Source organism: Bacillus sp. UMB0893 (genome assembly GCF_002858905.1).
Taxonomy (GTDB): domain Bacteria; phylum Bacillota; class Bacilli; order Bacillales; family Bacillaceae; genus Bacillus_P.
The window spans coordinates 703095-719033 of record NZ_PKLB01000001.1; the positions used below are offsets into that span (position 1 = coordinate 703095).

A 15939-nucleotide genomic window follows, 5' to 3' on the forward strand; every position below is an offset into this window, starting at 1 on the left:
TTTTTTTAAAGAGATATGAATAAGTTTTTGCGCATTGATGGCGAGCGGAATCGCCCAGCTCCTCGGCCAGAACAAATCCATCAAAAAGTCAAAACCGGACTTTTCTGCCGGATTCTTATCTGTTTGTCTGAGCTAAACGGGCGCTTGCGCTTTCTGATAAAAAATATTTTCAAAGAAAAATAGAAAATGTTGAAACCAATTGTTAAAATGAATCGTATTAATGACAGATCATATAAAAAATGGAGGTTATTGGATTATGGAACAGCAAACAAACCCGGTGATGGAAGGAAATACACCTCCATCACCTAAGCCATCTTTATTCGGAATGATTATGAACCCTGGAGAGCAATTTGACCGCATTCGCCAAAACCCGAAGGTTCTTGTGGGAATCCTGTTGGTTACACTAATGTTGATAGTTGGTTCAGTCTTATCATTTATCCATGGCGCCGGACTTACTGGAGACTTGTCATCAGACCTTGGAGTTTCAAAGGCTGAGGCTGCCATGTTCAGTACAATTATGGGAGTTGCCGGTGTTGTAGTTGGCGGTATTGGAAGTGTTATCGTACTTTTGATTATGGCTGCAATTACGCTTGCCATTACGAAAATGGTTGGATCCGCCGTTAAATTTAAGCAAATTTTTTCTATGACGATTTATATTTCATTTGTGACGTCAATTGGAACACTGTTAAATGGACTTATTGCCTTTTTAGTAAAGGAAGAGAATTATGTCAACCCGTATACTAGCTTAAATAGCATTGCAGGTGCTGAAGGCGGATTAGGCGGATTATTGATGACGATTGAAGTGTTTACAATTTGGGGACTGATCCTGACTGCTATGGGTCTTCAGCGGGTAGCAGGTCTATCTAAAGCTGCTTCTTGGACAATTTCCATTATTTTCTTTGCAGTAGGTGTTATTTTAGCAGTAGCAGGAGGGGTACTGGGAGAGGCGTTCCCGGCAGTATGAAGAAAAAAATTTGGATATCAATAGGTGTCGTTACAATTTTAGCTTTGCTTATCGGCGTTAATGTATATCGGGCAATGAATAAAGAGAATGTCACAGTAAATACAGTTCAGCTGACCGAACGTGAGATTGCATCAAATGTAATGGTGCCGGGTACGCTTAAGTTTCAAACTGAACAATATATATACCAAGAACCTGAGAAGGGCGAAATAGGTGAAATCCTTGTGAAAGAAGGAGACGCAGTAAAGGAGGGGACTCCCCTCCTTCGCTATGAAAATGAACAGCTGAATCTTGAAAAGGAGCAAAATGCATTATCCATTGAATCAAGCAACCTCAAAATCAACCAGCTTAAAGACCAAATAAAAGATTTGAGCGATAAACAAGAAGATCTAGAAAAGCAAGTCGGTGAAGAAGAAGCAGAAAAAACAATTGAAACAGAACGAGATCAGCTGAAAATGGAGCAGAAGATGGCAGATATCGAGCTTCGTCAGCTACAGCTCCAAAAAGAAACCATTGAAAAACAGCTGAAAAATCTTGAAGTGAAAAGTGATATCGCAGGAAATGTGATTACAATCGAAAAAAATCCTGAACAAGTTTCTGACCAGGGAACAGTGGCAGCTGTCATACATATCGCAAAAACAGATCAATTTATCGTCAGCGGCGTTTTGTCAGAATACGATTCGTTAAAGGTTGTTGACGGTCAGCCTGTTACACTCAGTTCAGATGTTGTAGCTGACACTGAATGGAAGGGAAAAGTCACTAAGATCGGACTGCTTCCCGAAGTGTCAGCAAGTGCAATGGGATCAGAAAATGCTGCTGTTCAATATCCAATTGAAGTGACAATAGAGGGCAGTGATATAAAGGCCAAGCCTGGCTTCAAATTGATCATGGAGATTGAAACCGAAAAACGAACCGTTCAATCAGTGCCAATTGATGCAGTTAAACAAGACGGAGAAGACTATTTTGTTTATACAGTAGAGGATGGTAAAACGAAGAAGAAATCCATCGAAATTGGCTCAACTTCTTCTGAATACATGGAAGTGGAAGAAGGCTTAACAAATAAAGATGAGATAATATCAAAGCCGAAAGACGACCTTCTGAGCGGGACGGAAGTGACGGTAAAATGATTAAGCTTTCCGGCATTACGAAAAGCTACAAGGTCGGAAAAGAGTCTTTCGACGTTTTGAAAGAAATCGATTTAACCATTGAAGAGGGAGAATTCATATCCATTATGGGTCCCTCTGGATCAGGCAAATCAACATTAATGAACATTATCGGCTGTTTGGATAAACCGACAAAAGGCCACTATTTTCTGGATGAAGAAGATGTTGCAGGCTATCAGGACACAGAACTTGCCAAAGTCAGAAATCTTTCGATCGGTTTTGTTTTTCAGCAATTTCAGCTGCTGCCGCGGCTAACGGCTTTAAAAAATGTTGAGCTGCCTATGGTTTATGCTGGCTTGAAGAAAAAAGAGCGGGAGGAAAGAGCGATTCATGCTTTAGAAAAAGTAGGACTTGCTGATCGCATGCATCATCTGCCTAATGAGTTATCGGGCGGACAAAAGCAGCGTGTTGCAATTGCACGTTCAATCGTGAATCAGCCGAGATTGATTCTCGCTGACGAACCTACAGGTGCACTAGATACAAAAACAAGCGAGTCCATTATGCAGCAATTCTCAAGCCTGAATCTTGAAGGAACGACTGTCATTATCGTCACACATGAACAGGAAGTTGCTGATTATACGAAGCGGATCATCATGGTACGTGATGGTGAAATTCAGTCTCATGGGGCGGAAAGGAGAAACGCATGAGCATAATCGAAAACATACGAATGGCGTTTTCTTCTGTTCTTGCCCATAAACTAAGATCGATCCTGACAATGCTTGGCATTATCATTGGAGTTGCTTCTGTTATTCTAGTTGTCGCCATTGGACAGGGCGGCGAACAAATGCTGAAATCACAATTCACAGGCTCAAGCAATACAATCGAAGTGTTTTACCAGCCAAGCGATGAAGAAATGCAGTCAAATCCTAATGCCTATATGGAATCAACATTTACTCAGTCTGATATTGAGGATCTGGGCGAGATTCAAGAAGTCTCTAAAGTCGTTGCTTCAAGCTCGGAATTCATGCAGGCCCGTTTTAGAGAAGATACAGCAGATGTTTCGATCTACGGGATCAATCAGGCATATATTGAAGTAAACGAGCTGAAGATTGATTCAGGGAGAAATCTCGTAGAGGGTGACTTTATTGGAGGGCGCCGCGTTGGGATTATCAGCCAGGCGACACAAGAGGAACTATTTAAAGAAACAGATCCTCTTGGGGAAGTAGTATGGGTGAACGGTCAGCCCTTTGAAATCATCGGAGTGCTTGAGAAGCCAACCGGCCTATTTTCCTTTGGATCGATGGAAATCTACCTGCCTTCCAATACATATCGTGCATCTTTTGGAAAGACTGATTTCAATCAAGTAACACTGCAGGCAAAAAGTGCAGAAGATCTTCAGGAAGCAGGCAAGAAAGCAACGACAATGCTTAATCAAAAACATGATAAAGACGAAGCCTATCAAGTATTCAACATGGAAGAAATCTCTGAGGGCATAGGACAGGTTACGAGGATCATGACGTTAATCATCGGATCAATTGCCGGGATTTCCCTTTTTGTCGGAGGCATCGGAGTCATGAATATTATGCTCGTATCTGTTACGGAAAGAACGTGTGAAATTGGAATCAGAAAAGCGCTTGGTGCGACGAAAAGACAAATTCTCACCCAGTTTTTAATTGAATCCATTACACTCACGCTTATCGGCGGAATCATCGGCATCTTACTCGGAGCTGGAGGAGCATCACTTGTATCCCTCTTTGCAGGCTGGCCTTCGCTCATTTCATGGCAGGTTGTCCTTGGCGGACTCGCATTCTCAATGATCATCGGTGTCATTTTCGGTATGCTGCCGGCAAATAAAGCAGCACGACTTGATCCGATTGAATCTCTTAGATATGAATAATGATAAGCTCATCTCTTTTGATGAGCTTATTTTAATTCGTCCATTGATTAATATAGCTTAGTTCATTAATAGTTTTGTTTTCGCAGGAAAACTCTTCTGCATCTGTTAGCAAGGTTTCGCACTCTTTTCTAATAAAATATCTTTAAATAGTCCCTAGCAACGATTTAATGCTCTAAATTCGATTGTTAAGCACCAATCGTTTTGAAAAGAGCCTTGTATATCTAACAATTAACAAAAAAAATCTCTTGCCCGATGCAAATGATGATGGTAAAAAGGGTATAGGTATTTCATGTGCAAATGAGATTGGGATGATATAAATGAAAATAAGAAAATTTACGTTATTACTATTTAAGATGCTTCTGATTGCGGTTCTCGGCCTTTTTGTTTATGCTTCAGCAAGCATCTGGCTTTTTGGCAACCATCATGAAACTGTAAAGACGGATGCTGCGATTGTACTTGGGGCTGCAGCATGGGGCGAGGAACCGTCTCCTGTCTTTAAAGAGCGCATTAATCATGCGATACGGCTTTATAAGAATGGAGACGTTTCAAAGATCATCTTTACAGGAGGCAAAGCCATTCAAACGGATTTGCCAGAAGCGGCTGTCGGGAAAAACTATGCGCTTAAGCAGCAAGTAAAAGAATCGGATATCTTAATTGAAACAAACTCCAGACTGACAGTAGATAATTTGAAATATGCATTTGAAGAAGGGAAAAAAGCTGGTTTGCACACGTATACAATCGTGAGCGACCCTTATCATATGAAACGTTCGCTATTGCTTGCAGAAAAGCTCGGAATGGATGCCTATTCTTCACCGACTACGACTTCGGCCTACCGGACTTGGGAAACAAAATTGCCTGTCTATTCTAAAGAAGTGCTTTTTTACGCAGGATATTTGGTAACATCCCCATTTGAATAGAAATTAAGAAAAGAGGATCTTCCAATTGGATGAATCCTCTTCCTTTGGTTATTATGAGAGTTTTATGAAGGCTCTTTTCGGTAAGTTTGATTACTGAGTAACAGTTTTTCACATCACATAATGAATCACTTGCAAAAATAATTTCATACTGAAAAAAAGTAAAAAGATACCTGCGAAAAATGTTACGGCTTTCAGCATTTTATCATGTATAAACTCCCTGATAAAATGAACTGTAAGAGCTACATTTAAATTCCAAAGTGTTACGCCTCCAATAATCAGCAAACTGTATATCAATAAATAGATAAATGTATGGTGTGGTCCAAGACTTGTCAGGGAAGAGCCATATACACCGAGCCAAAAGACAAAGATAAACGGATCCCCAAGAGCGATGAAAAGCCCAGTCCAATAAGAGCCTCCAGCATTTATTTTTTCTTTGCTTTCGTCAATCATTTTATCAGAAGAGAATGAGCGAATGATGCTTCTCACGCCCAGCCTTCCTAAAAGAAAACAACCGACTGAGCTTAATAACGCAGAGAATATGTCACTTTCAAGAAACGTAATCAGACCAAGAAAGATTCCGAACATCAGGATAAGATCCACAGTAATGGCACCGATCCCAACAAGCATTGCAGGCCAAAATCCCCCCGTTATCCCTCTTTTAATCATTTCCAGCTTGATCGGCCCAACAGGTGCTGCAAGACTGATGCCGAGTACGATGGGTTTTAAGATCAAAAGTAAGCTCTCCATTTTCATCATCTGCCTTTCCAATCCTTGTCCATTAAGTGTATTCAGGCACAATGAGTTTATTGTTCATAAATTCTTTAATGTGGAAATAAATCACAAGGTCAAACTATGCTAAAAGGCAGTGAACTGAATATGAATTCTCTTATTACGGCAAGTAAGAGCCTGTATACCTGCAGAATCAGGGCTCATTAAAGGGAAAGGAGGGATGGATTTATTCCTTTTTTACTAGATAAAAACAGGATATTAATGAATAAAAAGCAAACTTATATAGGATGCATCTTTTTATTTAAGGGGAGGGATATATATGTCAGGTGAAAAGAAATCAAACCCGTTTTTTGAATGGGGCAAGGCCATCATGATTGCAGCAGGGCTTGCACTCATCATCAGGCTTTTCCTCTTTGAGCCATATTTGGTTGAGGGTTCCTCTATGGACCCCACGCTCCATGACGGAGAGCACCTGTTTGTAAATAAGGCAAGCTTTATGATTGGAGAGGTAAAACGTGGAGATATCGTGATTATTGATGGAGAGGAAAAGGATATTCACTATGTAAAGAGAGTGAAAGGACTCCCGGGTGATCGAATTGAAGTGGAAAATCATCAGCTTCTAATAAATGGTCAGATTATCGAGGAACCATACTTACAGTTTAATGAGGAAAAAGCTGCTAAACAAGGATCCTTCCTTATGGAAAACTTCAATGCGATAACTGTACCCGATATGAAGATCTTTGTGATGGGAGATAATCGGGCAAACAGCATGGACTCAAGAAATGGCTTAGGAAGTATTTCAAAAGAGAAAATTGCCGGTAAAGCGGAATTTGTATTCTTTCCGTTTGAAAAGATGAGAAAAACAAAATAACTCTTCTTTTTTGTAACGATTTGGAAATCACTCTCGTCTAATCGGTTATATAAAAGGGAGTGTGAATACATGAAAAAGAATTGGTTTTTTATTTTTTTCTTATTTTTTTCCTTAGGATTGACAGCGTGCAGCAGCGGCTCTGAAGAAAAATCGGATCAAAGCTCTGACAAATCGGCAAGCATTGATAGCGGAAATACAGCAGACAATGATATGGCAATGGAATCGAAAACTGAAATGGCCGATGAATCAGGAGCGAAATCTGCAAATCAGGAAAATTCCGCATCTGGAGTTCCGGATAATCGTAAAGTCATCTATACAGCAGAGCTTTATATTCAAGTGAAAAACTTCAGTCAATCTTCAGCTTCTTTTCAAGATGAAATTGCTTCACTAGGAGGATATGTTCTAGAATCAAATACATACACAAGTGAAGAAGAAGCTCCTCAAGAAGGCACGATGACTTTTAAAGTACCACAAGAAAAATTTCGTGACTTTATAAATATCGTTGAAGAAGGAAGCGTAAAGGTCAATCAGCAGACGGTTTCCGGCCAGGATGTTACAGAGGAGTATGTTGATTTAGAATCCAGACTGAAATCAAAAAAAGTGGTGGAAGAACGGTTATTAAGTTTTATGAAAGAAGCACAAAAAACGGAGGATCTTTTAAAAATTTCTTCGGATTTAAGTACGGTACAGCAAGAAATGGAACAATTAACAGGAAGAATAAACTATTTGAACAAGCAAACAGCTTTTGCCACGATTACCTTGCATATTTCCGAGAATAAAGTGAATGTGCCGGGGTTAGAAAACGAAGATTTGAATACGTGGGAAAAAACGAAAAAACAATTTATGGAGAGTTTAAATTCTTTGCTTGCTGCAGGATCTGCCATTATCGTCTTTATAATAGGCAACCTTCCGATGCTTTTCGTCTTATTCATCATCGGTTTAGGCATTTGGTTTGGGATTCGTAAATTCATGAAAAAAGACAATCCATCGCCTCCAGCTGATATGGGTGAATAATCGAACGTTTCCCTTTTTGTTCCCACTGGGAAAAAGAAGGGAAAGGCGGAATAAAAATGACAACTGCAAAAAAAATTAAAGCTTGTCCAAAAACGAAAAAGAACTGTTTGTCGACTGTAAATTCTTCTGGCTGCCACGCTATGGGTCCAATACCATTTGAAGGTGACGCAGACGAAGCAATGAGTCATCTTATAAATATTCTTCATACGATGGAATACGCAGAAATTGCTGAGCAAAGGAAAAATTATCTTCATGCGGTTTTTCTCTTCGAAAATGCTGAAATTCAAAGATGATGCTGAACTTTTTATTGCATCCGGAGACCAAAAGATTCAGTTTCGCTCATCCTCTTGAACGGGATAGTATGATTTTGGCGTTTATCGAAAACGCATGAACGAAATACATGAGTGATTCAAAAAAGAAATTCCGATTAAAAAAACAGACATCCCTTATCGGAATGTCTGTTTTTAGGTGTAAATCAGTGTAAGTATAAGCATTGTTACAAAAACAGCACCAATAATCCCCATTATTGATTTAAAAAAGGATACCTTATCATCGATTTTTCCATACTTAGTTAATATTTTTTTGCTGAAAAAGTGAACAAGCAGGTAAATGACCACAAGACCGATAAAAAAAGTAATGTTGCTCGTTTTAAAGCCTGTAAATGCAAGGAACAGGCCAGTAAACAAGATATAGAGCGAGTATTCAAGCAGTGTTAATAATTTCACTATGCGTAACCTCCACGGTGTAATACACATAATCCTATCATAAAACAGTGTGATGCCAAACCAATGGAATGTGAACATTTGGTGGAATTAGCATGAAAAGAAATATATATTTGCACAACATACATACTACTATTATTTTTTTTCGCGAGTTCGTGTTATAATTTTGTAGATTATGTATAGATGGAGGACTAACTTTAATGATTACAGTAAGCAATGTTGGATTGCGCTATGGTGACCGCAAACTTTTTGAAGATGTTAATATAAAATTCAGCCCTGGCAACTGTTACGGATTAATCGGTGCAAATGGCGCAGGGAAATCAACTTTTATCAAAATTCTATCAGGTGAGATTGAAGCACAATCTGGTCATGTCAGCTTAGGGCCTGGCGAGCGTTTGGCCGTACTGAAACAAAATCATTTTGAATATGAAGAGCATGAAGTCATGAAAGTTGTTATTATGGGCCATGCCCGTCTTTATGAAGTGATGCAGGAGAAGGATGCCATTTACATGAAGGCTGATTTCTCTGATGAAGATGGCATGCGTGCTGCCGAGCTTGAGGGTGAGTTTGCAGAACTAAACGGGTGGGAAGCTGAAAGTGAAGCTGCCATTCTTTTAAAAGGATTAGGTATCGCAGAAGACCTTCACACGAAAAAAATGGCTGATTTAACAGGCGGAGACAAAGTGAAAGTATTGCTTGCACAGGCTCTTTTCGGCAAGCCGGACGTTCTTCTTCTGGATGAGCCTACCAACCATTTGGACATTAAGGCAATTGGATGGCTTGAAGAATTCTTGATCAACTTTGAAAATACAGTCATCGTTGTATCCCATGACCGCCACTTCTTAAACAAAGTTTGTACGCATATTGCAGACCTTGATTATGGGAAAATTCAAGTCTATGCCGGAAACTATGATTTCTGGTATGAATCCAGTCAGCTTGCAGCCCGCATGGCGTCGGATGCCAACAAGAAAAAAGAAGAGAAAATCAAAGAGCTTCAAGCGTTTATCGCTCGCTTTAGTGCAAATGCATCGAAATCGAAGCAGGCAACTTCGCGTAAGAAGTCACTTGATAAAATTTCTCTTGATGATATCAAACCTTCATCACGCCGCTACCCTTGGGTTGGTTTTACTCCAGAGCGTGAAATCGGCAATGATGTCCTGCGCGTTGATGGCATTTCGAAGACAATCGATGGTGTGAAAGTACTTGATAATATTAGTTTTATAATGAACAAAGAAGATAAAATTGCACTTGTCGGCCGCGATGAGATTGCCATTACCACTTTGTTTAAGATTCTTATGGGTGAAATAGAAGCGGACAGCGGAACATTCAAATGGGGTGTGACGACTTCTCAGGCATATTTCCCTAAAGACAATAGTGAATTTTTCGAAGGCGTTGAATCGAATTTGGTTGATTGGCTTCGTCAATACTCGCCTAATGACCAAAGTGAAAGCTTCCTTCGCGGATTCCTTGGAAGAATGCTATTTTCTGGTGAAGAAGTTCTTAAAAAGGCAAGTGTCTTGTCTGGAGGAGAAAAAGTCCGCTGCATGCTGTCTAAAATGATGCTCAGCAGCTCAAATATTCTTCTATTAGATGAGCCTACGAACCATTTAGACTTAGAATCAATCACGGCTTTGAACAATGGATTAATTGCATTTAAGGGCGCTATGATATTTACGTCTCATGACCATCAGTTCGTTCAGACGATTGCAAACCGCATCATTGAAGTAACACCGAACGGAGTCATTGATAAACAAATGACGTATGATGAATATTTGGAAAACGCAGATGTTCAAAAACAGATTCAATCAATGTACGCATAAGAAACGGCATCTAAAAAATCCTGCTCGTAACGAGCAGGATTTTTTGTCTTTTTATTAAATATTCTATAAACTGAGAATATAGGGGAAGGGGACATGAAAATGAAAACACTGGTTGTGGGTGCAGGAGCAGTTGGAGGCTATTTTGGAGCGCGTTTAGCAGAAAAAGGGGAAGATGTTGCTTTTCTAGTTAGGGAAAAAAGAGCAGCACAGTTAGCTGACAACAGGTTGAAAGTAAAAAGCGTACATGGTGATGTGGATATCGATCCCAAAACAAGACTGGCAACACAGAAGGATGAGACTTATGATTTGATTCTTTTATCGGTTAAATCCTATCATCTAAAAAATGTCATCAAAGAGATTAACCCTTTTGTTGGAGATCATACGCTAATTTTACCGCTTCTAAATGGATATTCACACTTGGATGCCCTGCAAGAGACATTTTCAAAAGAAAGAGTCATTGGAGGTTTATGTTTTATTGAAACTACTTTAGATCAAGAAGGTTCAATTGTGCAGACAAGTCCCATTCATGAACTTGTTTACGGAGCCATCACAGAGTCACAAGCAGATAGCGTGAAAAAACTGGAAGCTTTATTTTCTGGTACAAAGGCGACGATTCATAAAAGCGATACAATTATTACTGATATGTGGCATAAGTATATGTTCATAGCTGGTTTATCTGGTGTTACAACGCTTTTTCGCTCTCCGATCGGGCCTATTCGGGAGAATGAGTATGGGCTTGCGGCAATTGAAAACCTATTTTTTGAAATTGGGAGGATTATGCGGGCTGCAGGTGCTCCGATTGCAGATAACGTTGAAGAAATACAAATTAATAAAATACATAACATGACAGCTGGAATGAAGTCATCCATGCAGAGGGATATGGAGAAAGAATTTGAAGTTGAAGCAGATCATTTGCAAGGCTATCTTCTTGAAATGGCCAAACTGCATTCCATTGATGCACCTATTTTATCTATGGTGTATGCAAATTTGAAAATGTATGAAGTGAATCGATAAGAAAAGCCGTCCTTTTAATGAGGACGGCTTTTTAACTGCTTATTTTTGCAAAGAATTAAGCTCATAATGAAGCTGTGAATGGTCTAAATTCTCCCCAATAAAAACAACTGTATTTTTCATTTTTACAGGCTCTTTTAAGTAAAGGGGCATGCCATATGAATATTGGAATAAGTACGTATCGGCTGAATGTGTGAATGACAGGTACCCTTTTATGCGGTAAATAGTGTCTGGCATATTTCTTAGAAAGTCTTCAAAGGCATCAAAATCAATTTGTTTTTCAAAAGTGTGAACATATGTCTTTAAATGCAAATCAAGCTGAACGTGTGATTTCTGGTGCTCTTTCTGTTTCATTCTCTTGATTTGCTGAAAATCGCTTAAGCGAATATTTGCAAACTGTGTCAGCATAACCTTGGAATCCGACGCAATATTCTGAATGTCATAGACAAGTGCGGCTTGCTCCGATTCAGACAGGTGATCAATTTTATTAATGATGACTAAATCTGCATGATGAATTTGCTCCTGCAAGAGCTTTTGCACTTGAATGCTTAAAGCATGTCTATCTTGATAGCGGCCCCCATCAACAAGAGTTAAAATCGATCTTATCGATAACTTATCTGCAAATACAGGAGATAAACATGAATCTAAAACCTCGATTGGATGTGCAGCACCTGTAGTTTCAATATATATGGCATCAAGATCATATTGCAACAGCATTCCTTGGAGCTGTGCTTCTAATTGACCCTGCATCGTACAGCAAACACATCCATTTAATAGCTCTTTTAAAGGAATATCATCTGCTATGGCGTCTGAATCGATCGATACTTTGCCAAGTTCATTCATAATGACGGCAATTTTTCGTTTTGCTGCTTGTTCTTGTTTTAATATATTTTTCAGCAATGTGGTTTTTCCGGCACCTAAAAAACCGGATAATATGTAAACTTCTACTGATTTCATCTTCACTTCGCTCCATTACAATTCATATACTCCATCGTACATGAATCCGTCTTTTACCGTCAATCATCTTATCAAAATAAGGACAATCAATGAACATATAATTCTTTCTATATTTCTGCACATGTTGGAGAAGGAACGATTGATCTAATGTGGTTTAAAAAGCGTAAATAGCTGGAGATAAACCAATTCGGCATGCGAATTGGTTTATTATTTGAAATGAAAACAAAAAAACCGTTTGGAGCAGCCTCCAAAAGGTTTTTGATTATTATATAGATTGGTAAACGCATTTAGGTTCTTAAATCGCCCAAGTTCCTTTTCTGAATAATGGTTCGCTCGTGCCATCTTCCAAAATGCCATCGATATCCATTTCGGCAGAACCAATCATGAAGTCAACATGGGTAATGCTTGAGTTAACGCCATTTTCCAGCAGTTCCTCTCGCGACATTTTTTTACCGCCTTCAATACAGAAAGCATATGCATTGCCAATTGCTAAATGATTGGATGCATTTTCATCAAACAATGTGTTATAGAACAAAACATTCGACATAGAAATAGGAGAATCGTGAGGAACCAGCGCTACTTCACCTAAGTAGTGAGAGCCCTCATCTGTTGCTACTAACTCTTTTAAGATTTCTTCTCCTTCTTCTGCTTTCACTTCAGTAATTCGGCCTTTTTCAAATGTAATTGAGAAATTGTCAATTAGATTTCCGCCGTAGCTCAGCGGTTTTGTACTAGCAACAACGCCATTTACGCCTTCTTTTGCAGGAACAGTAAACACTTCTTCTGTCGGCATATTGGCCATAAAATCATCGCCTTTTTCATTAACGCTGCCAGCACCGATCCATAAATGTTTTTCAGGGAGATCAATCGTTAAATCTGTACCCTTAGCGCGATAATGAAGCTTTTTGTACTTCTTTCCGTTTAAAAATTCTACTTTGCTGTGCAGGGATTGATCGTGTTCTTTCCAAGCAACAACTGGATCTTCAAGATCAGTGCGCGTTGCTTTAAAAATCGCATCCCATAGCATTTCAACCGCTTGATCTCCTGCATCTGGAAATACTTTAGCAGCCCATTTTTCTGAAGGAACAGCGATGACAGTCCAGCTCACCTTATCCGCTTGCATATAATTGCGGTATGCAGATAATGCGGTGCCAGCGGCTTTTGAAGATGCAGAAATCTTTTTTGAATCAATTCCTTTTAATAAATCAGGTGAAGAAGAAACGATCGACATGAAGGCTGCTCCATTTTCAGCAAGCGTTTCAAGCCCTTTTGCGCGCCACTCAGGAAATTCTTCAAAGGCTTCCTGCGGAGCAAGTTCAAACCTAGTACGGGTCACAATATCGTCATTCCAATCAACCTGTACATGCTTTGCACCTGTTTCATATGCTTTTTTAACAACGAGACGGACAAATTCCGCTGCATCAAGCGAAGCGTTCACAACGAGCGTTTGCCCTTGTTGAATATTAACACCAACTTTGACGGCAAGCTCAGCGTACTTTTCGAGATTTTGTTGAAAAGAAGTCATTTTTTAATCCCCTTTAACCAGAATTAGTTCTATTTTATCAGAATTGCTAACTTTAGGAAATAAAAAAGACTGAGTATTCTATTTAAGCAAATAAGCAGTCAGATCGGAATTCTTTATTAATCATGTTTTAAAAGATAAAATAGAGAATGAAAGAAGGTGGGATCGTGCTGGATCAACAATTTATTAAAACAGAGCAACAAAGAATATTTTTAGAAAAGGCTGCTGAGCTTGCGCTTTTGTTTTCAGAGCGGGCAGATTACAACGATCAGCAGGCTCTTTTTCCATTTGAAAATTTTAATGATTTAAAAAAAGCTGGATTCTTAAAATTATCGATCCCAAAAGAATATGGAGGGGATGAAATTTCACTATATGACTTTGTATTAATACAGGAAAAGCTCGCACAGGGAGACGGGGCGACCGCGTTATCACTGGGATGGCATCTTGGGATCTTAATGAATATTAGAGAAACAGAAAAGTGGGATGAGAAAACGTACGCCCGGATTTCCCGAGAAATCATACAGTTCGACAAATTACTTAACAGTGCTGCTTCTGAACCAAAAGGAGGCAGCCCTGCACGCGGCGGCAAACCAGAAACAACGGCTAGACGTGATGGTGGAAAGTGGATAATCAACGGTAAGAAAATATTCACGTCGCTCGCACCAGCGCTTGATTATTTCCTCATTACTGCAACGATTGAGGAAACTGGAGAGGTAGGGGAATTTATCATTCCAAAAGATACAGCTGGATTATCTATTGAAGAAACCTGGAATACGCTTGGAATGAGAGCTACAAGAAGTGATGATTTAATCCTTGCAAATGTGGCTGTACCAGTAGAATCTCTTACTGGCATGAAAAATCAGCCTTCTAAAAGACCGGCTCCACAAGGGTGGCTCCTCCATATTCCAGCATGTTATTTAGGTATTGCAATAGCTGCAAGAAATTTTGCTGTCCAATTTGCGAAAAAGCATCAGCCTAATAGCTTAAATCATCCAATAAAAGAGCTGCCGGAAGTAAGAAGGAAGACTGCAGAAATGGACCTTTTGCTGCTGACTGCCAGACACCTTTTATACGGTACAGCCGAGAAGTGGGATGCTTTTCCTGAAGATCGTCATCAACTCGCAGCTGAGCTTGCAGCTGCTAAGACGGTTGCAACGAATACGGCTGTAGAAGTGGTGGATCTTGCAATGAGAATTGTCGGAGGACAAAGTTTGTTTAATTCTCTTCCCCTTCAAAGGTACTACAGAGATGTAAGAGCTGGACTGCACAATCCTCCAGCAGATGAAATTACGTTTTCCATCCTTGCAAACCAGGCATTTGATGATGGAGATAAGCAGAAATAATGCTAAGCAGCCAATTTAAGCAGACCATCGTTGGAGTCCATGGAGAAAAAGGAAGAGCCTGGCTAAATGAACTGCCTGCCATCATCACACAATGTGAGCAAAACATGAATCTGAAAATTGGGGACCCATATCCATTAACCTATCATTATGTCGCACCTGCTATTAAACAGAATGGAGAAGAGGTTGTTGTAAAAATTGGCTTGCCTCAGCACAAAGATTTGAAAGCAGAAAGTGCTGCTTTAAAAAGGTTTGGCCGTAGTGGCGGGATGGTTAAGCTATTAAGCGAACATACAGATCAAGGCATATTAATCTTAGAAAAATTGAATCCCGGCACAATGTTATCAGAGATTAAGTGCGATGAAACAGCAGTATCTATTGCAGCATCTATTATGAAGAAAATATGGGTACCTTTTTCAGATCAGTACTCTTTTCCTCATTTATCAGATTGGATGAATGGATTAAAGAATAGTGAGCAAAATGTTATTTCAGATTATATCATGCAAAAGGCAAAGCTTCTTTTCGAGGAATTGGTGAATACAATCTCTCACCCCATCCTTTTGCATGGTGATCTGCATCAAGACAATATCTTGAGAAGCGGGAATGGGTGGCTGGCCATTGATCCAAAGGGCGTCATAGGTGAAGCAGAATATGAAGTAACAAGCTTCTGCAAAAATTATTTATTTGATAAAAATAATCCTTTAGATGTGCTTGAAAAAAGAATTGATTTCTTTGAAAAAGAGTTAGGTTTAAATCGTGCAAGGATTACTAACTGGGGATTTTGTCAGTCTGTTTTGAGTGCATGCTGGTGCTTGGAAGATGGTGACGCTGGCAGGGAAACAAACCTTCAGCTTGCAGAAATGTATGAAAACATGTTGTAAGTCTTTTCATAAATGGTTGACATTTTTTGTTTTCTCGACATATACTAGAATCAATTGAAATATCGGAAAGGAAAAGGTACAGGAGACATGTGGAACTAATCTTATTTTCTAAACGTTTTTTGAATAAGCAAAAAAACGAGACCTAGAGAATAGGATGAGTGCGCTCATTTTTCATACCATTTCCGGCTGAATGC

16 protein-coding genes are annotated in these 15939 nt (G+C 39.4%); 12 read left to right on the forward strand and 4 right to left on the reverse strand.

Annotated features, from left to right (window positions below; genetic code table 11):
* The first annotated feature begins 220 nt into the window (after positions 1-220).
* The 5 genes from CYJ36_RS03590 to CYJ36_RS03610 all read left to right on the forward strand — a co-directional run bounded on the left by CYJ36_RS03590 (position 221) and on the right by CYJ36_RS03610 (position 4878).
* On the forward strand, positions 221-964 hold the full coding sequence (locus tag CYJ36_RS03590) for a Yip1 family protein (protein ID WP_101564859.1): 744 nt from the start codon (positions 221-223) through the stop codon (positions 962-964).
* Positions 961-2088 (forward strand): efflux RND transporter periplasmic adaptor subunit, encoded by a 1128-nt coding sequence (locus CYJ36_RS03595; protein ID WP_101564861.1) that lies wholly within the window; start codon positions 961-963, stop codon positions 2086-2088. Before CYJ36_RS03590 ends, CYJ36_RS03595 begins: the two co-directional genes overlap by 4 nt.
* Positions 2085-2771 (forward strand): ABC transporter ATP-binding protein, encoded by a 687-nt coding sequence (locus tag CYJ36_RS03600; protein ID WP_101564863.1) that lies wholly within the window; start codon positions 2085-2087, stop codon positions 2769-2771. Before CYJ36_RS03595 ends, CYJ36_RS03600 begins: the two co-directional genes overlap by 4 nt.
* A complete protein-coding gene (locus CYJ36_RS03605) occupies positions 2768-3961 on the forward strand; it encodes an ABC transporter permease (protein WP_101564865.1) in 1194 nt (397 codons plus the stop codon). Before CYJ36_RS03600 ends, CYJ36_RS03605 begins: the two co-directional genes overlap by 4 nt.
* Before the next feature lie 317 nt (positions 3962-4278).
* The gene (locus CYJ36_RS03610) at positions 4279-4878 is read left to right on the forward strand and encodes a YdcF family protein (protein ID WP_101564867.1); all 600 of its coding nucleotides are present in this window, start codon (positions 4279-4281) and stop codon (positions 4876-4878) included.
* Positions 4879-4986: 108 nt separating this feature from the next.
* Here CYJ36_RS03610 and CYJ36_RS03615 read toward each other — a convergent pair whose 3' ends face one another.
* The gene (locus CYJ36_RS03615; RefSeq protein ID WP_219621064.1) at positions 4987-5625 is read right to left on the reverse strand and encodes a LysE family translocator; all 639 of its coding nucleotides are present in this window, start codon (positions 5623-5625) and stop codon (positions 4987-4989) included.
* A 301-nt stretch (positions 5626-5926) separates the two neighbouring features.
* Here CYJ36_RS03615 and lepB point away from each other — a divergent pair, with 301 nt between their 5' ends.
* The 3 genes from lepB to CYJ36_RS03630 all read left to right on the forward strand — a co-directional run bounded on the left by lepB (position 5927) and on the right by CYJ36_RS03630 (position 7785).
* Entirely contained in the window at positions 5927-6478 is a 552-nt protein-coding gene (gene lepB / locus CYJ36_RS03620) for a signal peptidase I (protein ID WP_101564872.1), read from the forward strand.
* A gap of 69 nt (positions 6479-6547) precedes the next feature.
* A complete protein-coding gene (locus tag CYJ36_RS03625) occupies positions 6548-7492 on the forward strand; it encodes a DUF4349 domain-containing protein (protein ID WP_101564874.1) in 945 nt (314 codons plus the stop codon).
* Positions 7493-7548: 56 nt separating this feature from the next.
* The gene (locus tag CYJ36_RS03630; RefSeq protein WP_101564876.1) at positions 7549-7785 is read left to right on the forward strand and encodes a DUF1499 domain-containing protein; all 237 of its coding nucleotides are present in this window, start codon (positions 7549-7551) and stop codon (positions 7783-7785) included.
* Between the two features lie 171 nt (positions 7786-7956).
* On the opposite strand, the gene CYJ36_RS03635 is transcribed toward CYJ36_RS03630, so the two are convergent.
* Positions 7957-8217 (reverse strand): hypothetical protein, encoded by a 261-nt coding sequence (locus CYJ36_RS03635; RefSeq protein ID WP_101564879.1) that lies wholly within the window; start codon positions 8215-8217, stop codon positions 7957-7959.
* A 197-nt stretch (positions 8218-8414) separates the two neighbouring features.
* On the opposite strand from CYJ36_RS03635, the gene CYJ36_RS03640 reads away from it, so the two are divergent.
* Both CYJ36_RS03640 and CYJ36_RS03645 read left to right on the forward strand, forming a co-directional pair.
* On the forward strand, positions 8415-10034 hold the full coding sequence (locus tag CYJ36_RS03640) for an ABC-F family ATP-binding cassette domain-containing protein (protein ID WP_101564881.1): 1620 nt from the start codon (positions 8415-8417) through the stop codon (positions 10032-10034).
* 93 nt (positions 10035-10127) lie between these two features.
* Entirely contained in the window at positions 10128-11048 is a 921-nt protein-coding gene (locus tag CYJ36_RS03645) for a ketopantoate reductase family protein (protein WP_308315261.1), read from the forward strand.
* Positions 11049-11087: 39 nt separating this feature from the next.
* On the opposite strand, the gene CYJ36_RS03650 is transcribed toward CYJ36_RS03645, so the two are convergent.
* Together CYJ36_RS03650 and CYJ36_RS03655 are read right to left on the reverse strand one after the other, a co-directional pair.
* The gene (locus tag CYJ36_RS03650; protein ID WP_101564883.1) at positions 11088-12002 is read right to left on the reverse strand and encodes a CobW family GTP-binding protein; all 915 of its coding nucleotides are present in this window, start codon (positions 12000-12002) and stop codon (positions 11088-11090) included.
* Between the two features lie 295 nt (positions 12003-12297).
* Positions 12298-13527 carry an aminopeptidase gene (locus CYJ36_RS03655; RefSeq protein ID WP_101564884.1) on the reverse strand — a complete coding sequence of 410 codons (1230 nt, stop codon included), beginning with the start codon at positions 13525-13527 and terminating at the stop codon, positions 12298-12300.
* A gap of 146 nt (positions 13528-13673) precedes the next feature.
* Between CYJ36_RS03655 and CYJ36_RS03660 the strand changes: the two genes are divergently transcribed.
* On the forward strand, positions 13674-14867 hold the full coding sequence (locus CYJ36_RS03660; protein ID WP_101564886.1) for an acyl-CoA dehydrogenase family protein: 1194 nt from the start codon (positions 13674-13676) through the stop codon (positions 14865-14867).
* Positions 14867-15745 carry an aminoglycoside phosphotransferase family protein gene (locus CYJ36_RS03665; protein ID WP_101564888.1) on the forward strand — a complete coding sequence of 293 codons (879 nt, stop codon included), beginning with the start codon at positions 14867-14869 and terminating at the stop codon, positions 15743-15745. The genes CYJ36_RS03660 and CYJ36_RS03665 overlap by 1 nt, the downstream gene beginning before the upstream one ends.
* Positions 15746-15939 lie beyond the last annotated feature (194 nt).